This window comes from Corynebacterium sp. Z-1, from assembly GCF_031844665.1.
Classification (GTDB): domain Bacteria; phylum Actinomycetota; class Actinomycetes; order Mycobacteriales; family Mycobacteriaceae; genus Corynebacterium; species Corynebacterium sanguinis.
On sequence record NZ_CP134621.1, the window covers coordinates 2,304,715 to 2,323,324 of the forward strand.

Annotated in this window: 17 protein-coding genes and 1 pseudogene; 10 read left to right on the plus strand and 8 right to left on the minus strand. The window is 67.9% G+C overall.

The annotated features are described in order from the left end of the window. Positions 1-33 precede the first annotated feature (33 nt). The 4 genes from RIU96_RS11200 to RIU96_RS11215 all read left to right on the plus strand — a co-directional run bounded on the left by RIU96_RS11200 (position 34) and on the right by RIU96_RS11215 (position 3,927). The gene (locus RIU96_RS11200) at positions 34-831 is read left to right on the plus strand and encodes a DUF1542 domain-containing protein (protein WP_144689975.1); all 798 of its coding nucleotides are present in this window, start codon (positions 34-36) and stop codon (positions 829-831) included. Positions 832-958: 127 nt separating this feature from the next. Beyond that, a complete protein-coding gene (locus RIU96_RS11205; protein ID WP_144689973.1) occupies positions 959-1,750 on the plus strand; it encodes an electron transfer flavoprotein subunit beta/FixA family protein in 792 nt (263 codons plus the stop codon). Further along, a complete protein-coding gene (locus tag RIU96_RS11210) occupies positions 1,747-2,679 on the plus strand; it encodes an electron transfer flavoprotein subunit alpha/FixB family protein (RefSeq protein ID WP_144689970.1) in 933 nt (310 codons plus the stop codon). Before RIU96_RS11205 ends, RIU96_RS11210 begins: the two co-directional genes overlap by 4 nt. Positions 2,680-2,685: 6 nt before the next feature. After that, positions 2,686-3,927: a cytochrome b/b6 domain-containing protein gene (locus tag RIU96_RS11215; RefSeq protein ID WP_144689967.1), complete on the plus strand. Its 1,242-nt coding sequence runs from the start codon at positions 2,686-2,688 to the stop codon at positions 3,925-3,927. Here the strand turns inward: RIU96_RS11215 and RIU96_RS11220 are convergent. Genes RIU96_RS11220 through RIU96_RS11230 form a run of 3 tightly spaced genes read right to left on the minus strand, consistent with a single transcriptional unit; the run spans position 3,924 to position 7,785 of the window. Further along, complete coding sequence (locus RIU96_RS11220; RefSeq protein WP_144317932.1) at positions 3,924-5,681, minus strand: glycosyltransferase; 1,758 nt, start codon at positions 5,679-5,681, stop codon at positions 3,924-3,926. The genes RIU96_RS11215 and RIU96_RS11220 overlap by 4 nt on opposite strands. Then, on the minus strand, positions 5,678-6,781 hold the full coding sequence (locus tag RIU96_RS11225; RefSeq protein WP_311204995.1) for a glycosyltransferase: 1,104 nt from the start codon (positions 6,779-6,781) through the stop codon (positions 5,678-5,680). The genes RIU96_RS11220 and RIU96_RS11225 overlap by 4 nt, the downstream gene beginning before the upstream one ends. After that, positions 6,778-7,785, minus strand: a complete 1,008-nt coding sequence (locus RIU96_RS11230; protein WP_311204996.1) for a glycosyltransferase family protein — start codon at positions 7,783-7,785, stop codon at positions 6,778-6,780. Before RIU96_RS11230 ends, RIU96_RS11225 begins: the two co-directional genes overlap by 4 nt. Before the next feature lie 88 nt (positions 7,786-7,873). Between RIU96_RS11230 and RIU96_RS11235 the strand changes: the two genes are divergently transcribed. The 3 genes from RIU96_RS11235 to RIU96_RS11245 are packed head-to-tail and all read left to right on the plus strand — an operon-like array spanning position 7,874 to position 10,745. Then, positions 7,874-8,719, plus strand: coding sequence for a WcbI family polysaccharide biosynthesis putative acetyltransferase (locus RIU96_RS11235; RefSeq protein ID WP_144317929.1), 846 nt, complete (start codon positions 7,874-7,876; stop codon positions 8,717-8,719). Next, positions 8,716-9,627: a glycosyltransferase family protein gene (locus RIU96_RS11240; RefSeq protein ID WP_144317928.1), complete on the plus strand. Its 912-nt coding sequence runs from the start codon at positions 8,716-8,718 to the stop codon at positions 9,625-9,627. The genes RIU96_RS11235 and RIU96_RS11240 overlap by 4 nt, the downstream gene beginning before the upstream one ends. Beyond that, positions 9,612-10,745 (plus strand): glycosyltransferase family 2 protein, encoded by a 1,134-nt coding sequence (locus RIU96_RS11245; protein ID WP_144317927.1) that lies wholly within the window; start codon positions 9,612-9,614, stop codon positions 10,743-10,745. The genes RIU96_RS11240 and RIU96_RS11245 overlap by 16 nt, the downstream gene beginning before the upstream one ends. A 3-nt stretch (positions 10,746-10,748) precedes the next feature. Here RIU96_RS11245 and RIU96_RS11250 read toward each other — a convergent pair whose 3' ends face one another. The 3 genes and pseudogenes from RIU96_RS11250 to RIU96_RS11260 all read right to left on the minus strand — a co-directional run bounded on the left by RIU96_RS11250 (position 10,749) and on the right by RIU96_RS11260 (position 12,713). Continuing rightward, positions 10,749-11,222 (minus strand): ribose-5-phosphate isomerase, encoded by a 474-nt coding sequence (locus RIU96_RS11250; RefSeq protein ID WP_144689964.1) that lies wholly within the window; start codon positions 11,220-11,222, stop codon positions 10,749-10,751. Between the two features lie 10 nt (positions 11,223-11,232). Beyond that, a pseudogene (locus RIU96_RS11255) lies at positions 11,233-12,075 on the minus strand (oxidoreductase). Positions 12,076-12,098: 23 nt separating this feature from the next. Beyond that, positions 12,099-12,713, minus strand: a complete 615-nt coding sequence (locus RIU96_RS11260) for a DsbA family protein (RefSeq protein WP_144317925.1) — start codon at positions 12,711-12,713, stop codon at positions 12,099-12,101. 46 nt (positions 12,714-12,759) lie between these two features. Here RIU96_RS11260 and pepN point away from each other — a divergent pair, with 46 nt between their 5' ends. Continuing rightward, complete coding sequence (pepN, locus tag RIU96_RS11265; protein ID WP_144317924.1) at positions 12,760-15,156, plus strand: aminopeptidase N; 2,397 nt, start codon at positions 12,760-12,762, stop codon at positions 15,154-15,156. On the opposite strand, the gene RIU96_RS11270 is transcribed toward pepN, so the two are convergent. Further along, on the minus strand, positions 15,153-15,848 hold the full coding sequence (locus RIU96_RS11270; protein ID WP_136652856.1) for a GntR family transcriptional regulator: 696 nt from the start codon (positions 15,846-15,848) through the stop codon (positions 15,153-15,155). The genes pepN and RIU96_RS11270 overlap by 4 nt on opposite strands. A gap of 76 nt (positions 15,849-15,924) precedes the next feature. After that, complete coding sequence (locus RIU96_RS11275; RefSeq protein WP_144779275.1) at positions 15,925-17,061, minus strand: cystathionine gamma-synthase; 1,137 nt, start codon at positions 17,059-17,061, stop codon at positions 15,925-15,927. 108 nt (positions 17,062-17,169) lie between these two features. Between RIU96_RS11275 and RIU96_RS11280 the strand changes: the two genes are divergently transcribed. Next, positions 17,170-18,237: a mechanosensitive ion channel family protein gene (locus RIU96_RS11280; RefSeq protein ID WP_136652858.1), complete on the plus strand. Its 1,068-nt coding sequence runs from the start codon at positions 17,170-17,172 to the stop codon at positions 18,235-18,237. Next, the gene (locus tag RIU96_RS11285) at positions 18,203-18,607 is read left to right on the plus strand and encodes a globin (RefSeq protein ID WP_311204997.1); all 405 of its coding nucleotides are present in this window, start codon (positions 18,203-18,205) and stop codon (positions 18,605-18,607) included. The genes RIU96_RS11280 and RIU96_RS11285 overlap by 35 nt, the downstream gene beginning before the upstream one ends. Positions 18,608-18,610: the final 3 nt, after the last annotated feature.

The following is an 18,610-nucleotide window of genomic DNA, read 5'->3' on the forward strand; positions in this document are numbered from 1 at the left end:
GGTGGAAGCTACATTCTAAAGAGAGGCTAACTCGTGGAACTGCTACTCCTGCTCGCCGTCGTCGGCGGCGCCGTCTACCTAATCAGCACTCGCGTGGGTGGTGGATCGCGCAAGCAACTTGAGCAAGAGCAGCTTGACGACGCCCTCGCCGACGCCAAGCGCTGGACCGACCGCCTCGGCTCCCAGGTGCTCAACCTGCCCGGCAGCGACACCGCCTCCTCCCAGGCCATGGCGGATGCCTCCGAGCGTTTCACCGCCGCTTCCGCCGCGCTTGCCGATGCCCGCACCGTCAAGCAGGCGCACCTCGCTCGCGAATCCGCCCTCGAGGGCCTGCACTACGTCAACGCCGCCCGCGAGATCATGGGCATGCCCCCTGGCCCGCCGCTGCCGGAGCTCGAGGGCCAGCGCCGCGCCGGCCGCGTGACCGAGCAGCGCACCGTGACGCAGGAAGACGGTACCGAGGTCATCGCCTCCCCCAACGCCTCCGAGCAGACACCGCACTACTACCCCGGCGGGTCCGTGGCGGGCCGCCCGGTGCCGGCTGGTTGGTACTCGAGTGCGTGGTGGGCTCCGGCGATGATGACCGGTATGTGGGCCGCGAGCTCGATGATGTTCTACTCGGCGATGTTCGCCGGCATGGCCGGCACCCCGTCGCCTGCGGAGTTCGAGGCCGGTGACGCCGGTGCGGACGTCGGCGGCAACATGGGTGACGCGGGCGACGTCGGAGCGGACGCAGGCGACGCCGGTGGCGATTTCGGTGGGGATTTTGGTGGCGACGGCGGTTTCTTTGGCGGCGACGGCGGCTTCGACTTCGGCGGTTTCGACTTCTAGTCCCCGCCGGGGCCACACCCCCAAGCGCTACGGTGAAGGCAGCACTGCCCGATGGGGGCGTAGCGTGGGCGACGCACTAGACTCTCCGGCAGCATTGCTTTGACCATCTAGCTGGTAAGGAGTCGCGATGCGCATCGCCGTATTGCTGAAAGAAGTTCCCGACACCTACAGCGACCGCACCATGAACCTCGAGACGGGCCTGACGGACCGCACGGGGGATGTTGTCGCCGACGAGGTCGGTGAGCGCGCCGTCGAGGCCGCCCTGCGTATCGCGGAGGCGGCTGGCGACAGCACCGTCGACATCCTCAGCGTCGGCCCGGAGAGCTCCGTCGGGTCGATCCGTAAGGGGATCGCGATGGGCGCCGCCGAGGCCTACCTCGTTTCCGACGAGAAGCTGATCGGCGCGGACCTGACGCTCACGGCAGAGGTGCTCGCGGCTCTGGTGAAGAAGAACGGCTACGACCTCGTCGTTACCGGCGCCACCTCGTCCGATGGCGCCAGCGGCGTCATCGCGGCGATGGTCGGCGAGCTGCTCGCCGTGCCTGCCCTGACCAATCTGACAGACCTGACGGTCGAAGGCACCACGGTCACCGCCACCCAGGCCAGCGACGGCGCCGTGGTCGAGCTGACCTGCGAGCTGCCCGCCGTCGCCGCGGTGTCGGATGAGTTCCCGGACGCGCGCTTCCCCAACTTCAAGGGCCTGATGGCCGCGAAGAAGAAGGAGATCAACGCGGTGACTCTCGACGAGCTCGGCGTCGACCCGGAAGACTGGACGCACCCCCGCGCCATCGTGGTCGACATCGCGCAGCGCCCCGCCCGCGAGCGCGGCGAGATCATCAACGGCAATTCCGAGGCGGCGGCCAAGCTGGTCGACTTCCTCGAATCGAAAAATCTCACCACCCGAGAGGCACGCGCATGACGGACATTCTCGTCGTTATCAACCCCACTCACGACGGTTCCCTCGACCTCGCAGCCGCGGAGCTCATCGGCGCTGCCAGCGAGATCGGTACCCCGGTGGCGCTGACCGTCACCGCGGACCACGCCGAGGAGCTGGCGGCCCTGGGCGCGAGCCGCGTGCTCATCGCGCCGTCGGCCTCGCTTGTCGACGCCACCGTGGCCGCGTTCGACCTGCTCTACCCGGGTGCCGTGGTGTTTAGCCACACCGTGCGCGGGCGCGAGACCGCCGCCCGCTTCGCGGCGCGCAGCCGCAAGGCGCTGCTCACCGACGTCGTCGGCCTGCGCCGCGACGCCGAGGGCGTTGTGGCCGATCACTCCAACTTTGGTGGGGCCTACACCGCCGTGGGCGCGGCGACGCATTCGGCGCCGGTGGTGACGTTGCGACCTGGGGCCGTCGAGAAGCGGGCGGAGCCTGCGACACCTGAGGTGGAGACGCTTGAGGTAGCGGCCGGGGAGGTGCGCGGCGCCACGGTGGTCAAGGTGACCCCCATCGAGCGCACGAGCCCGCGGCCCGACCTCGTCACCGCCGACAAGGTCGTCGCCGGCGGAGTCTCACTCGGCTCCGAGGAGTCATTCGAGGAGCTCGTCGGCGGGCTTGCCGATGCCCTCGGCGCCGCCGTCGGCGCCACCCGCTCCGCCGTTGACGAGGGCCAGGTGCCGTACGAGGCGCAGATCGGCCAGACCGGCGTGCTGGTGTCACCGAAGCTCTACATCGGCATCGGCATCTCAGGCGCGATCCAGCACCTCGTGGGCATGCAGACCTCCGACACGATCGTGGCCATCAACAACGATCCCGACGCCCCGATTTTCGAGATCGCGGACTTCGGCATCGTCGGCGACATCTTCGACATCGTGCCCCAGATCATCTCCGAGCTCGACTCCAGGAAGTAGGAACCGATGCAGACACCACTGCGCCGTGGCCTCCCCCGGGTCGTCGGTGGCGAGCCCTGGCCCCCCGCCGGGGCGGTCATTGACCTCGACGTGCCCGAAAGCCCCGCGCCCGCCGCGGCACAACCCGCACACGACGAGCCCGCCGAGGGACTCAGCGCGGTCCCTGTGCGCCGCGGCCTGCCGCGCGTGCCGGGCGGCGAGGCGTACCCGCCGGTCAGCGAAACCTACATTGCGCTGCCACCGGCGGCGCTGCGCGAAAGAGAGCCGGCACCGGAATCGGAACCGGTGGCCCCGGCACCGGAGCCCAAACCAGTAGCCCGCGCGACCGAACCGGTCGGCGCGGAAAAGCCCGTTGCCTCGCGCAGCTGGACGCGCTGGCTTACCCCGGCCATCGCGCTCGGCTTCGCGTTTGCGCTCGCCGTGTTGCTCGCGCGCTACATCTTGGGCACCGACGCCGGCGCGCAGTTTATTCAGCGTTACGACGGCCGCCAGCCGCTGCCCGTGGGCACCCCCGTGGGCCTGCCCGCCTGGCTGAACTGGGCGCACTTCTTCAACATGCTGCTGATGGTGCTGATCATCAAAACGGGCCTATCCGTGCGCAACGAGCGCAAGCCCGCCGCCTACTGGGCGCCGAAGAACAACCCGCGGGCGAAGATCTCGCTCACGCTATGGCTGCACCTCACCCTCGACATCGCCTGGGTGGCGCTCGGCGCGGTGTTCTACGTGCTGCTCTTCGCCACCGGCCAATGGGCGCGCATCGTGCCGACGAGCTGGGACACGTTCCCCAACGCGGTTTCGGCGGGCCTGCAGTACCTCACCCTGAACTGGCCGGAGGACAACGGATGGGTGTACTACAACGCGCTGCAGGAGCTGACCTACTTCGCGGTCGTGTTCATTGCCGCGCCGCTGGCGATCATCTCCGGTGCGCGGATGAGCCCGTGGTGGCCGAAGGGCTGGTCGCTGGTGTCGATGAAGGCAGCGCGCTCGATCCACTTCCCCACCATGATTTTCTTCGTGGTGTTCATCATCACCCACGTGGGGCTTGTGTTCCTGACCGGCATGCGCCGCAACCTGAACGCGATGTTCGCCGCGCGTGGCGACGTCGACCCGGCCACCTACGCCACCGACTGGACCGGCACCCTGGTCTTCCTCGGGGCGTTGGTCGTTATCGCGGCGGCGTGGTTCGCCGCGCGCCCGCTGGTGGTCGCGCCGGCTGCCCGGCTGACGGGAACCGTCTCGCAGCGCTAGGGGGTAGCGGTGCGCTGCCAGGTGCCGTCGACAAGCTCGATGGCACCTTCGGCCGCGAACTGATCCAGCCAGCCCTGCATCGGGAACTCGCCCCACTTGGAGTGGAAGTAAGCGGCGTTGGCCAGGATGTCGTCGAGGTGCTCCCACGGCGGCGAGGACACCGGGTGGTGCTGGTGGTAGGCGTGGGCGCCGCCGCCCCAGTACAGCTCGATGCCGCTGCGCTCTAAGTTGCGGGCGAAATCCGTGTCCTCCCCGCCGTAGCCGGAGAAGCCCGGGTCGAACCCGCCGAACGTTTCCTCGATGCGCTGCCACGTCTCGGCGCGCAGAGCGAACGACAGCGACCAAAACAGGTTGTAGTCGCTGGCCTTGACCACCTCCCCCGGCGCGGGGTTCGGCCTCGCCGGGTGCGGGTCGGGGTTGATGGTGCGCAGCTCGCCGGGCGCCATATACGTCACCGGGCCAGCCACCACCGCGCCCGGGTGGGTGGCAAGCGCCTCGACGTAGCCGCCCACCAGATCCCCGGAGGCGACGCAGTCCGCGTCAAGGAAGATCAGGATCTCCGCGCCGCGCTCGATCGCGGTGCGGGCGGCCAAGTTGCGCGCGGCGGCGAGGTTGCGCTGCCCGGCAACCACCGTTGACTTCGGCACCGCCTTGCGCAACGCGTGCGCGTCGGCGAGCGCGACGGTAATGTGCTCGGTGCCCTCGGGGGTGAGGTTGACCTGGTGGGTCAGGTGCGCGGCGCGGTTGGCGTCGGCAAGCGAGACAATCGCGATGCGTTGCGACGCTTGCCCGGCCACCCGCGCGATCACCTCTGCCGCCCGGCGCGCCGCGCCCTCGGTCTCCCAGCGCGACCAGTCGGGCTTAAGCGCGGCGGCGCGGCGCAGCAGCTCCGGCCACGTATCGGGGGCGGGGAAGGTTTCGGCGACGAGGGCTAGCCCGGCGCGCTGGACCTGGCGGGCGTTGAGCTTCTGCTCGATAAACGGTCGCGGTTGGGGCAGCAAAATCGCCGGAGTGTGCGTCACCGCGAGGTCCGCAATCGAGTTCTGGCCCCCGGCGCTGACCACGACGCCGGCGGCGCTGAGGATCTCCGTGGGGTCGTCGACGCGGTTGTCGCCCTCCAGATAGGTGAAGCGGTATCCCTCGCACGCCGCCTCCACGCCCGCCCAATCACTAGGCTCCCACGTCGCGCCGCCCTTGCCCGCCATGACCACCACGTGGGTGGAGTCGCGGTGCACTTGCTCGCGCATGTGCAGCCGCGAGATCCCGCCGACGGCGTGCACGCGACTTGCGTGGGCGTGTAAATGATCCGGCAGCTCCACCCACGACGGCCACGCCGCGATGATCGCGTCGGCTTGGGTATAGGCGATCTGGTGCGGGGCGTCGTCGCGAAGCCCGGGCATGGCCAGGGTGATCACGGGAACGCCCAGAAGCCGCACGAGCGCCCCGACCTCGACGGAGACGTCCACGTAGAAGGCCTTGGGGTTGTTGTCCGCGATCCACTGCGCGATCTGCGCCATGCGGCTTTGCAGGTCGCGGTTGCCGTACGGCGCGTAGTGCAGCGTCCCTCCGGCCGTCATCGCACGGCCGTGGGGGCGCTTGCGGTTGTCCATTGCGTCGTCGGCAAGCACGACGTCGGCGCTGTCGGCGGTGGACAGGATCACCGCGCGTTCGCCGAGCAGCGCCAACTGTTTCTGGATCTCCCTGCAGCGCTGCAGGTGACCGGAGCCGTGGTGGTGGGCGTAGATCCCGATCACTTCACCATCACCTCCCGGTAGAGATCCGTGTAGCGGCGCGCCGTTTGGATCAGGGAGTGGTTGTCCACCACCCATTCGCGCACCGTGGGCCGCTTGATGTGCAGCGCCGAGTGGATCGCCTTGGCCAGTGACACCACGTCGTCCGGCTGCGCCAGTGCCGCGGGCGCCTTGGCAAGCAGCTCACCGAGCCCACCGCGGGCGAACGCGGCGACGGGCGTGCCGCACGCCATCGACTCGAAAGCGACCAGGCCGAACGGCTCCTCCCAGCGTGGGGTGACCACGGTGACCGCGCAGCTTCCCACCAGCGCGCGCAGCCCCGCGTGGGAGAGCTCACCCAGCCAACGGATGGATTCGCCGTTGAGCCGCGGCGCGATCTCCTCCTGGAAGTAGCGGTGGTCGCCCTTGCGCCCCGCGAGCAGCAGGGGCAGGCCCAGCAACCGGCAGGCGTCGATAGCTAAATGCGGGCCCTTTTCCGGCACCAGGCGGCCGAACCAGACCGCCGCTGCCCCGCCGGGTCCCGGCGTCCACTCGGAGACGTTGACCCCGTTCGGGATCACGGTAATCGGCGAGGGCGTGCGCCAGTTGCCCGCCGTCGCGTGGCTCACGGCCGCGAACTCACCCGCGTCGGCGCCCGCGCGGTCGATCACATCCTGCAGCTCGTCGAGCACCGGGGTGTGCAGCGTGGTCACCATGGGCAGGGCCTCGGGCGAAGCGGGCGAGGGGAACATCCACGGGCTCAGCGAGTTGTTGTGCACCACGTCGTAACCGCGCCGCACCAGCAGCTTGCGCAGCCCGATGAACGCGCGGTCCTCCCGCTCACGCTCACCCGCGGGGTAGCCCGTATCCGTCGCCAGCTCCGGGCTCGCGCCCCAGTCCACGCCGGGCAGCTCGAACTCGGGGCAGTTGCCGTCGGAGCCGCGCGCGGCGAAGAAATGGACCTCGTGGCCCTCCATGCGCAGCGCCTTGACCATCGTGTGGCAAAATGCCTCGAGCCCACCCGCGTAGGGCTCGCGGATGGGGTATCGCGCGGGCGCGACGAACGCGATCTTCAACCCCGGCGCGCGGCTCACCGTCGCTTCACTCGGCATCACGATCGTCATCGGCGCTGCACCTCCTCTCCTGCACTTTTCGTGGTGTTAAAACTATCCAGAACGCTTCGGTATATCTCGGCGTGCGTGGCGCGCACCCGGCGCAATTGATCCACCCTATCGCCCAAATACGGCACAGTGCCACGGGCGAGGAGGCGGGTGGCTGCCTGAGCCGCGCTGGCCCCGTCCGCGCTGCGGTAGACCTCCACCGCCTCGGCGCGGTCCACCTGGTCGGCGTAGCAGCCCGTATCGGGCACGACCACGCCCGTGCCGACATCGCGGCACATCTCCAACCAGCCGGAATGCGTGCCGCGGGTGTACGGCAGCACGCAGGCGGTCAACGCCGCTACCTCGCGGTGCAGCGCCGCGTCATCGAAAGGCCCGTGCACCACCAGATCGACCTTGCCCGCCAGCTCCGCGCGCAGCTGCGCGGTGGCGGGCTCGTCGTGGACAAACACGCGCAGCGCAACGTCGCGGCTCAGATCCAGGTAAAACTGCGGGTCGCGCACGACGTTGGAGCGCAGGGACTTGAGAAACACGCCAACAACAGGTTCACGGCGCACTGTGGGTGGCTCGGCCACAATGGCGGGGTGGGGCGCGACGGTGACGTTGCGCGCGCGGAAGGCGTCGTCAAGCGTGCGCGCCGCGCACTCGGTGAGCGTGATCACCGCGCTCGCCGCACCGACGAGGGTGCGCAGCCGCTGGTGGTGCTCGGTTTGGTCCGCAAGGTGCGGGTTGTCGATGTCGTGGGCCGTGACGACGAGCGGGATGGGCAGCGTCTCAACCAACTGCTCAATCTGCTCGGGCGAGCGGTGCTCAAAGCCGAAGTGGATGTGCACCAGGTCCGCGGCGGGCGGGGTGCGCCAAAACTCGGCCTCGAGCGCCGGGTGCGGCCACCAGTTGCCGTCGATGTCCGGATCAGGCAAGTACTCAACACCGGCAGGGCGAATTGCCTGCGTGTAGGGATGTTGGGCGGGAATGGACAAAACCCGCACGGTGCGTACGTGCTTGCTCACTCCATCAATATAAACAACCGTGCATCTAAACGATCGGATGCGTCCAGCTAAAAATTTCACCCGCCCCGCGGTTGGTATCTTAGGGGCCATGCCCACCCTCACCGTCGTCGGAAACTGCCAAGCGGAATCGACCCGCAAGCTGCTCATGAGCTGCGGAAAGTTCGACTCCGAGCGCATCGCACCCGTGCACGAGCTCGAAGCCAACGACATGGGGTGGTTCGGCGATCTCATCGCGCGTACCGACGTCCTTGTCACCCAGCCGATCCGGGACAACTACCGCGGCCTCCCCGTCGGCACGTCCGAGCTTGTCCGCCAGCTTCCCGCGCGCGCTCGCCACGTGGTGGTGCCCGTGCTGCGTTTCGACGCCCTCATGCCCTACCAGGCGATTATCCGCGACCCCGACCACCCCTCGCTGAACCCGCCGGTGGTGCCTTATCACGACCTGCGCATCCTCGCCGCCGCCGCGCGCGGGCTGGACAGCCCCGTGGACGCCTCTCCCCCGCCGCCGGCGCTGCGCCGCGCGGCCGCGATGTCGATTGCGGAGATCCGCTCGCGCGAGCAGCGCCACGGCTCGGTGGTGATCTCGGACTATTTGGAGACGACCCCGGTGTGGCACACCGTCAACCACCCGAGCAACGCCACGCTCGTCTCCCTCGCCGAGCGCATCCTCGCCGCACTCGGCATCAGCGGCGGTATTAACGCCCCCGACTACGAAATGCTCGGCGAGCTCGACGCGCCCGTCGCACCCGAGGCGGCCACAGCCCTGGGCGTGAGCGTCACCGGCCGCGCGCAGTGGACCCGGCGCGGCGGCGAGGTCATCGACGATTCAGAGATCGCAGCGCAGCAGCTGGAGTTCTACCGCGCCCGCCCGGCGCTCGTCGCCCACGGGATGACGCGCCACGCGCAGCGGATCAGCAACCTGGGGCTAGCATGAAGCACCTCATCGTCGGACCGGATGGTCACGGCGTTACCGCCTACGCGCTGCAGCTCGCCGCCGCGCTCGGCGTCGACGAGCGAGACATCATCCGCGAGAACACGTTTGACTGCGCCCCTCTTCCCGACGCCCCCATCCACGTCACCTTCACCGACCACCTCTTCGGCACCCAGCCGCTCGCGGCGGTCGAGGCGCTGCTGGGCCGCGTGGGCGAGCGCGCCCTGTCGGTGTCCTTCCACGACATCCCGCAGCCCGAGGAGGGCGCGGAGCGTTTCTCCCGCCGCGCCGAGGCGTACCGGCGCCTGCGCGACGCCGCCACGGTCAGCGTGGTCAACTCCCAGCACGAGGCGCAGTTTTTCGAGCATGCCCCCGCGGTGATCCGCCTGCCCATCCCGCAGGTTGCCTCCCACTTCGACCCCGTCCCGAACACCGTGGGCATCCTCGGTTTCCTCTACCCCGGCAAGGGCCACGAGGACCTCATCGCCGCCCTCGCGGGCACCGATTACCACCTGCGCTTCCTCGGGGCGGTGTCGCAGGGCCACGAGCAGTGGGCGCGTGGCTTGCGCACGGCCTATCCCCACGTGGAGATCACGGGCTGGCTCAGCGCGGACGAGCTCGCCGCCGAGATGGGCCGGGTTGCGGTGCCCGTGTGCGCGCACCGGCACTTCTCCGCCTCCGGGTCTCTCATGACCTGGCTGGGCGCGGGCCGCAACGTGCTGGCCAGCGACTCACCCTACACGCGCGAGATCGACGCCTGGCTGCCCGGGCGCATCACTTTGGTGCGCGACGGCGCGTGGCGCGAGGCGGTGGAGCGGTTCACCCCGCGCGTGATGGATCCACCGAGCTACGACTGGGGCGACGTCGCCTTGGTATGGGAAAGGCAGTGGGCGGCATGTGGCCTGACGTAAGCGTCATCATCCCCTACTACGACAACCCAGCTGGCCTGCGCGCCGTGCTCGCAGCTCTTCGCGCGCAGGACTACCCGGCGCGGGTGGAGATCATCGTCGCCGACGACGGCTCGCCAACCCCGCCCGAGCAGGAGCCCTCGCTTGTCGACGCCCTGACCGACGTCATCACCTTGCGCCAGGACGACCTGGGCTTCCGCGCCGCCGCCGCGCGCAACCTGGGCGCGTCCGTGGCAACCGGCGAGGTCTACGCGTTTCTCGACGGCGACACCATTCCCCAGCCCGGTTACCTCACCGCAGCGGTGGCCCACGTGCAGCGCAACCGCCGGGCAGTGGTCGTGGGCACGCGGCTGACCGGCCCAGATCTCGCCGAACCGGGCTGGCTGACCCAGGCCTGGGCTGATACCGACGACCTGGCGCGGGCCGATTCCACGAGCTGGCGCTACATCATCTCGGCCGTGCTGACCTGCTCGGCGAACTTCTTCCACCACATCGGCGGGTTTGACGCGGGATTTGTCGGCTACGGCGGCGAGGACTGGGAGTTCGGCTGGCGCGCCTGGAACGCTGGCGCCGAGTTCGTGCACGAGCCAGGCGCGCTCGCGCACCACCCCGAGGCCGATTTCGGCGCCCGGCACTGCGACGAAGATGAGGAGGTGCGGGTGAAAAACGCGGAGACACTCGCCCTCGCCGGGCGCATCACCCACCCCATCGCCCGGCCGGCGGGTGTCGTCTTCGGCACCGCGGACGTGGCGGTGGTGGTCCCCGATTTTGCCGACCCCGGCGCGCTTGAGGTGGTGATTTCCTCCTGGCTGCGTGTCGACGCCCGCGTCTACGCCCCGGCGCGCCCCGCGCTGTTCCGCGCGGATCCCCGGGTGCACACGGGCCGCCCCGCGGGCGAGCGGCTGCGCGTCACGCTCGCCTCCCCGTGGGCGCTGGCGGACGCGGAGGCGTTTTACCGCCGCGCGACGGACAGGTTCTTCGTCCTGCCCGACGGCACCGAGGTCGCCTCCGCCCGGGCGCTGAGCCTCACCTCTCCGCGCACTCGAACCTCCGGGGCGTGGCTGGGGCTGAGCCCGGTTGAGGGCCCGCAGCGCCTCGAGCGGATCTTCGCGGGCTGGTAGGGCCTACTCCTGCGGCAGGGCCGGGGCGACGCCGGTGTCCTCGTACTCGGCGAGGATGTCAATGCGGCGCTGGTGTCGCTCCTCGTTCGACCACTCCTGGCCGATGAAGGCGTCGACAATCGCGAGCGCCTCCTCCTCGGTGTGCATGCGCCCGCCGATGCCGATGAGCTGGGCGTTGTTGTGCTCGCGAGCCAGGCGCGCGGTCTCCGTGGACCACGCCAGGGCGCAGCGCGCGCCCTTGACCTTGTTCGCGGCGATCTGCTCGCCGTTGCCGGAGCCGCCGAGCACGATGCCCAGCGAACCCGGGTCCGCGACCGTGCGCTCGGCGGCGGCGATGCAGAACGCGGGATAGTCGTCGGCGGCGTCGTAGACGTGCGCGCCGCAGTCGATTACCTCGTGGCCCGCGGCCTCGAGGTGCTCCTTGATCTGGTTCTTGCGCTCGAAACCGGCGTGGTCTGCTCCAAGATAAATACGCATGGCACCTACCTTAGGCCCCCGGCTCACCCAGCGCGAAGCGCACTCCGGTGAGCTCTTCGGAGACCCCCCACAGGCGGCGGGCGGTCGCTTCATCCTAGGCGGCCTGCGACCTGCTCACGAGCGTCGGGTACCCCCTCATCTGCGAGAACCCGTCCGAGCCGACGAAGCTGTCGCCGGGAATGTCCTCCACCGCGGCATACAGCGCGTTTGCAGCGCGCCCATCTCGGCGGACTGAGCGACCGTGCGGTTGGCAAACCGCATCACGGCGTCCATGAGCCGCTTCTCCGAGTGGCCCTGCAGGTTGGTGTCGCTGTAGCCGGGGTGGGCGGCGACGGCGACCACGCGGGAGCCGGCGTCGTCCAGCTTGCGGTTGAGCTCCGAGGTAAACAGTAGGTTCGCCAGCCTCGACGTCCAAGTCTGCCTGGCGGTGAGCCATGGATGAGAGCGTGACCACCTTGCCGGTAATCGAGGGCAGCAGAAGGTTGGTCAGCGCGAAATGGCCGAGGTGGTTGGTGCCAATCTTAAGCTCAAAGCCGTCGGCCGTGGTGGCGAACGGCACGTACATGATGCCGGCATTGTTGATCAGGACGTAGATAGGCCCGCGCTCGGCCGTGGATTCAGCAAAGCGGCGCACGGAGGAGAGATCCGCCAAGTCGAGGTGCTCGACGTCAACGGAGCCACTAATACGGGCGGCGGCCTCGCGGCCCTTGTCCTCGTTACGAACCGCGAGGGTGACGTCCGCACCCGCGCGGGCGAGCTCGCGGGCCGTGACAAAACCGAGACCGCTGTTGGCCCCGGTGATCACGAAGCGCTGCCCGGAAACCCCGGCGATGCGCTGGGCGTCCCAGCGCATCGGATGCCCGTTGCGGCACGGGCTTAGACCTGCGGGCTTTCGGTGCGGGAGCGCTTGAGCTCGAAGAAGTACGGGAACGCCGAGAGCGTGACGGAGGCATCGAAAAGCTTGCCTGCCTCCTCGCCCGTGGGCACGCGGGTGATCACGGGGCCGAAGAAAGCAGTGTCGCCGAGCTTGAGCACCGGGGTGCCCACGTCGTCGCCGACGGCGTCCATCGCCGAGGCGTGGTAGCCGCGCAGCAGGTCGTCGGCGTCGGTGGTATCAGCCACCTCGGCGCAGGTGCCGGGCACGCCGACCTCGTCCAGAGCCGCGGCGATAATGTCGTTGTAGGCGCCGTCGCCCTGCTTGCCGCCCTGGCCTTCGGTGTGGATCTTCGTGCCCATTGCGGTGTAGAGCTCGTCGATCTTCTCCGGGTGCTCCTGCTTCACCTTGGCGAAGACGCGCGCCGGACCCCAGGCTGCCTCCATCGCGGCGAGGTAGTCCTCGGGGAGGTCGCGGCCGTCGTTAAGCACGGCGAGCGACATGGGGACCCACTCGACCTCGATGTCGCGGACCTTTTCCACCTCCTTAATCCAGCGGGAGGTTTGCCAGCAGAACGGGCAGGTTGTGTCGAACCAGAAAGTTACGTGCTCAGTCATGGCCCCCAGCGTAGCGAAACTACAGATATGGGTAGCGTGGATCTCTATGAAGACCAATCTTTCGCGTATCGACGCCCAGGCCCGCGCCGCGCTCATCGCGGACGTGCACTACGACATCCACCTCGACATCACGGGCGAGGACATCTTCACCTCCACCACCACGGTGAGATTTACCTCCACGCAGGGTGAGACGTTCTTTGATCTCGTCGCCGACTCGTTTTCCGCCAGCCTCGACGGCGCGGAGCTTAACGGGCGAGACATGGTCCTTGAGGCCGGCTCCCACGAGCTGGTGGTCACCGCCACCTCCGCCTACAGCCGCACGGGCGAGGGCCTGCACAAGTTCACCGACCCGGCCGACGGCAAGGACTACCTCTACACCCAGTTCGAGCCGGCCTACGCGATGAAGGTGTTCGCGTGCTTTGACCAGCCCGACATCAAGGCCACATACGCCATTTCGGTGACCGCGCCCGAGCGCTACGTCGTGGTGCTCAACGAAAAGGCCACCCGCAGTGGCAACACCTGGTCGTGCGAGATCACCTACCCGCTGTCGACCTACCTGGTGGCCGTGTGCGCCGGCGAGTACGAGTCCGTCCACGACACCTTCTCCGACGAGCACAAGAACATCGAGCTGGGCCTTTACGCGCGCGCCAGCCTGATTGAGCACCTCGACGCCGAGCGCCTGTTCCGCCAGACAAAAGACGGGTTTAGCTACTTCCACGAGAACTTCGCGGTGCCCTACCCCTTTGGCAAGTACGACCAGATCTTCTGCCCCGAGTACAACATGGGCGCGATGGAAAACGCCGGTGCGGTGACCTTCCGCGACGAGTACATCTTCACTTCCGAGCCGACCCCGCACAAGGTCGAGCGCCGCAACGACACGATCTTGCACGAGATGGCGCACATGTGGTTCGGCGACCTGGTGACCATGCAGTGGTGGGACGACCTGTGGCTCAACGAGTCGTTCGCCACCTGGGCCTCGGCGATTGCGCAGACGGAGATCGGCGAGTACCCGAACGCGTGGGTCACCTTCGCCGCCATCGAGAAGGCCTGGGCGTACTCCCAGGACCAGCTGCCGTCCACGCACCCGATCGCCGCGGACGCGCCTGACATTGAGACCGCCGAGCAGAACTTCGACGGCATCACCTACGCCAAGGGCGCCTCCGTGCTCAAGCAGCTGCAGGCCTACGTCGGCCGCGACGAGTTCTTCGCCGGGGTGCGCGAACACTTCCGCAACCACGCGTTCGACAACGCGACTTTCGCTGACCTGCTCGGTGCCCTCGAGGCGGCCAGCGGGCGCGACCTGTCTCAGTGGTCGCAGCAGTGGCTGCGCACCACCGGCGTGTCGCGGCTCTACCCGGAGATCACCGACGATTCCTTTACGGTGGTGCAGGAATCCGACGTGCAGCGCAGCCACCGCATTGGCGTCGGCCTGTACTCGCTTATCGACGGCCGCGTCACCCGCACCCACGACACCGAGATCTTCATCGAGGGCGAGCGCACTGAGGTCCCCGAGTTTGCCGGCGTGAAGCACGACCTGGCGCTGGTCAACGACCGCGACCTCACCTACTGCCTGATGGGCTTGACCGAGGAGCACATGAGCTTCGTGCTCGAGCACCTCGGCGCGATCGAGGATCCGATGGCGCGCACGCTGTGCTGGTCGGCGGCGTGGGAGGCGACGCGCGACGGGCGCCTGCCGGCGCGTGAGTTTATCAAGCTCGTGGCCTCCCACGTTGCCACGGAGGACCAGCCGACCGTGCAGGAGCGCCTGCTGGGCCAGGCCGTGACCGCGGCCACACTCTACGTTGCGCCCGACTACCGCGACGAGGCCACCGCGCAGCTGAACGACGCCCTGCGCGGCACCGAGCCGGCCCTGATCTTCGACCGCGCCCTTGCTCGCCTCCCGCTTGACGACGCCTCCGCCACGCACCTCTCCCAACTGCTCGACAACTCCGACAACAAGGAGCTGCGCTGGCTGGCGCTGACAGCCCTCATCGCCCACGGCACCCGCAGCGTCGACGACGCCGAGGCGGTCAACGATCCCTCGTCCGAGGGCGCGGTGTCGAAGCTGCGCGCGCGGGCGGTCGCTAACAAGCGCTGGGCGTGGGAGGAAATCACCCGCTCCGATCGCTCCAACCTGGAGATCCGCTACCTCATCGACGGTTTGACGTTCAACGACGAGGGCCTGGAGGGACTTAGCGACAAGTATTTCCGCATCGCGCCTGAGCTGTGGGATCGCCTCTCGAACGAGATGGCGCAGCGCACGTTGGAGGGCATCTACCCGATGTGGGACATTTCCGAGGACGCGGTCGCCAAGGCCGACGCACTGCTGGCCCGCGAGGACCTCACCGCGGGGCTGCGCCGCGTGCTCTCCGAGGGCCGCGACCGCGCGGCGCGCGCTCTGCGCGTGCAGGCCGTGGACGCCGCCGCGGCCACCCGCAGCTAGGCCGACGCTGGCGCCGAGGCGACGCGCAGCAGCGCCGCGTCGGGGCGCAGCAGGATGGTGACGTACGCCGCGAGCTCGCCGTCGACGTGGACGCGGCGGGCGATGCGCTGCAGCGGCGCGCTGTGGCTGAGCTTGAGCTGCTCGCATTCCTTTTCGGATGCGACGGAGGGGGTGATCACGTCCTCGAAGCTGACGCCGCGCGGCGCCGAGGTGCGCAGGCTGCTGTCGCTAACGTGCGCCTCGCAGCCTGGGCGAACGCACACCGACTCTAAGATGGCGGGGGTTTCGTTCGTGAGGTGTAGAAATTCTCGGGTCTGGATGGGGCCGAGATCTTCCTCGCCGAAGGCGCGCACCGCGGCGCGCGGCGGGGCCTTTTCCCCGGCGAACAGGGTCTCGGTCTGGACCTCGACCCCGGCTTGCTCGAGCTGGGCGATGAAGCCGCGGTCTGCGCACAGGTCAATCATTGGCGGTAAAGCCCGAGCGAAAGTGCCTCCAGTGCGACCGCGGCGGCGCGCGATGATCCCCTCTGCTTGGAGCAAGTCAAGCGAGTGGCGCACCGTCATGCGCGCCACGCCGAACTCCTCGACGAGCTCGCGTTCCGACGGCAGCTTGTCGCCGGGGTTAAGCTCCCGGGCTTCAATGCGGCGGCGGAGTTCCTCCGCGATAATGATGTACATGGGCCTTCGCGCCATCAGACCTCCCTCAACTCAGAGCACGCGATACGCATAAATTCTAATGCATAAAACGTGTGTACGAAGCCTTTGTGGCTTAAAGGTTCGCAAGCGCCTGCTCGATGTCGGCGAGAAGATCCGCCTCGTCTTCAATGCCGACGGAGATGCGCACGAGCTCGCGCGGGACGGCTAGCGCCGAGCCTTCGACAGCCAGGTGCGTCATCGTCGCCGGGTGCTCAACCAGGCTCTCCACCCCGCCGAGGGATTCCGCGAGGCAGAACAGCTTGGTGGAGCGGCAGAACGTATGGGCCTGCTGCTCGGTATGGAAAATCACCGATACCATGCCGCCGAAGCGCTTCATCTGGCGCACCGCGGTGTCGTGGTTGGGGTGCGATTCAAGCCCCGGGTAACACACGCGCGCGACCGTGTCGTGGCCCTCGAGGAAGCCCGCCACCGCCTCAGCGTTGTCGCAGTGCCGGTCCATGCGCACCGCGAGAGTCTTCAAGCCGCGGGCGGTGAGGTAGGTGTCAAAGGGAGACGGGATAGCGCCGACCCAGCCGAAGAAGAAGCGCAGCTGCTCCTCCATCTCGGCGCCGTTGGCGCAAACCACGCCGCCGATCACGTCGGAGTGCCCGCCGATGTACTTGGTGGTGGAGTGGACCACGATGTCCGCGCCGAGCTCGAAGGGCTTCTGCAGGTAGGGCGACGCGAAGGTGTTGTCCACCACGAGAGCAGCGTCACCCTTGATCTGCGCAATCGCGCGGATATCGGCGATATCGAGCAGCGGGTTGGTGGGGCTTTCCACCCAGATCGCCTTCGTGTTGTCCTGGATCGCCGCCGCCACCGCCTGGGCGTCAGTCATGTTCACCACGGAGTTGGACACGCCCCACAGCGTGAACACCTGCTGGATCAGGCGGTAGGTGCCGCCGTAGGCGTCGCTGCCGATGATGATGTGGTCGCCGGGTTTGAGCAATACGCGCAGCACGCTGTCAATCGCGGCCATGCCGGAAGCAAACGCGACGGCGAACTCGGAGCCCTCGAGCGCCGCGACCGTGTCCTCCAGCGCGCTGATCGTCGGGTTTCCCACTCGCGTGTACTCGTACCCATTGCGCGTCACCGCCAGGTCGTCCTGGGCGAACGTGGTCGAGGCGTAGATCGGGGTGTTGATCGGCCCGTACAGGGAGTCGGGGTCGTAACCCGCATGGATAGCATCGGTAGAAAAACCGGAGGGCACTGGGATTGTCCTTTCCTCGGCGAAGCAAAGTCTTGACCGAGTCTAGCCCACCTCTAGACCAAGCTGTCCATTTCCGGCGATTAATATGCAGGTACAATCGCAAAACGCATGACTGTTTACGAAAAATTTTCTAATTCCGCATCCTTCATCCTCGCCAGCGGCGCCGAAAACCCCGCCGTGTCCGAGGCCGTTGACTCCGTAAGCAACTGGTGGCAAGACCCCACCACGCGCGAAAACCTCATCGAGCGCCCGCTCAAGATTGCACTCATTCTGGCCATCGCGTTCGTCGTCCACTTCGTGGTCGCCAGGCTGATCACCCGCGCCGCTGACCGCGGTATCCACCGCCCCGGCGGCACGCTCGGCCTGCGCCGCAGCGTTACCGAACAGGACACACCGCAGGCCAGGGCGCAGGAAGAGCGTCGACAAGCACGCATCCGCACACTGTCCAACGTCGGCCGCTCAGCGGCGGCAATCGTGATCTGGGTGTGGGCGGCGCTGGCGGTTCTCAGCGAGATCGGCGTGAATGTCGCCCCGCTGATCGCCTCCGCCGGTGTCCTCGGTGTTGCGATCGGTTTCGGTGCCCAGTCGCTGGTCAAGGACTTCCTCTCCGGCATCTTCATGCTGCTGGAAAACCAGTACGGCGTCGGCGACACGATAAGCGTCAACGGTGTTGAGGGCACGGTTGAAGAGATGACCTTGCGCGTGACCACGCTGCGCGACATTGATGGCGTGTTGTGGTACATCCGCAACGGCGACATCAACCAGATCGGCAACCAGTCCGACACCTACTCGGTGGCCCGCCTCGAGATCCCCGTCTCACTCACCGCCGAGCCGAAACGCGCAGCAGAGGTAATCGAAGAGTCGTCGCGCGAGGCCGCCAACGCCTCCGCGATTCGCGCGAGCGTGATCTCCGAACCCGAGCTGCTTGGTGTGAGCAACTTCGCCACCGACCACATGACCTACCGCGTCACCGTCAACACCATGCCAGGCGACCAGTGGAGCGTCGCGCGGTCCATGTACGAAGACATCCTCCAGGCGCTCCAGGATGCCGGCATCACGCTGCCAGGCACGCAGCCCGTCGTGATCAAGTACCATCCGGACAACCGCAGAACAGACAACGGTGACAAGGAGTTAGCCAACCATGGACATTTCCCGTCCGGGTCTACACAGCGATAAAACGCTCTACGAGCTTTTGGGCGAGGACTTCTTCCACAGACTCGTCCATGGCTTCTACACCCGCGTCAAAAGCGACGACCTCATCGGCCCGATGTACCCCGACGACGACTGGGACGGCGCCGAGGACCGCCTGCGCTGGTTCCTCGTGCAGTACTGGGGCGGGCCGCACACATTCAACGAGCGGCGCGGGCGCCCCATGCTGCGCAAGCGCCACTTCCCCTTCCCCATCGGCCAGGCGGAGGCCGAGCGCTGGCTCGAGCTAATGGAAGGCAGCCTCAACGAGTTCGGCCCAGATGAGCTGAGTGACGAGCACCGCGAGATGCTGTGGAACCACATGCAGCGCGTCGCGTACATGATGATTAACCGCTAGTCG

Bases quoted from the DNA above. Each gene is read 5' to 3' on its own strand.
- RIU96_RS11205 (WP_144689973.1), top strand. From the start codon at position 959: ATGCGCATCGCCGTATTGCTGAAAGAAGTTCCCGACACCTACAGCGAC.
- RIU96_RS11210 (WP_144689970.1), top strand. From the start codon at position 1,747: ATGACGGACATTCTCGTCGTTATCAACCCCACTCACGACGGTTCCCTC.
- RIU96_RS11215 (WP_144689967.1), top strand. From the start codon at position 2,686: ATGCAGACACCACTGCGCCGTGGCCTCCCCCGGGTCGTCGGTGGCGAG.
- RIU96_RS11225 (WP_311204995.1), bottom strand. From the start codon at position 6,781: ATGACGATCGTGATGCCGAGTGAAGCGACGGTGAGCCGCGCGCCGGGG.
- RIU96_RS11235 (WP_144317929.1), top strand. From the start codon at position 7,874: ATGCCCACCCTCACCGTCGTCGGAAACTGCCAAGCGGAATCGACCCGC.
- RIU96_RS11240 (WP_144317928.1), top strand. From the start codon at position 8,716: ATGAAGCACCTCATCGTCGGACCGGATGGTCACGGCGTTACCGCCTAC.
- RIU96_RS11245 (WP_144317927.1), top strand. From the start codon at position 9,612: ATGTGGCCTGACGTAAGCGTCATCATCCCCTACTACGACAACCCAGCT.
- RIU96_RS11250 (WP_144689964.1), bottom strand. From the start codon at position 11,222: ATGCGTATTTATCTTGGAGCAGACCACGCCGGTTTCGAGCGCAAGAAC.
- RIU96_RS11260 (WP_144317925.1), bottom strand. From the start codon at position 12,713: ATGACTGAGCACGTAACTTTCTGGTTCGACACAACCTGCCCGTTCTGC.
- pepN (WP_144317924.1), top strand. From the start codon at position 12,760: ATGAAGACCAATCTTTCGCGTATCGACGCCCAGGCCCGCGCCGCGCTC.
- RIU96_RS11270 (WP_136652856.1), bottom strand. From the start codon at position 15,848: ATGGCGCGAAGGCCCATGTACATCATTATCGCGGAGGAACTCCGCCGC.
- RIU96_RS11280 (WP_136652858.1), top strand. From the start codon at position 17,170: ATGACTGTTTACGAAAAATTTTCTAATTCCGCATCCTTCATCCTCGCC.
- RIU96_RS11285 (WP_311204997.1), top strand. From the start codon at position 18,203: ATGGACATTTCCCGTCCGGGTCTACACAGCGATAAAACGCTCTACGAG.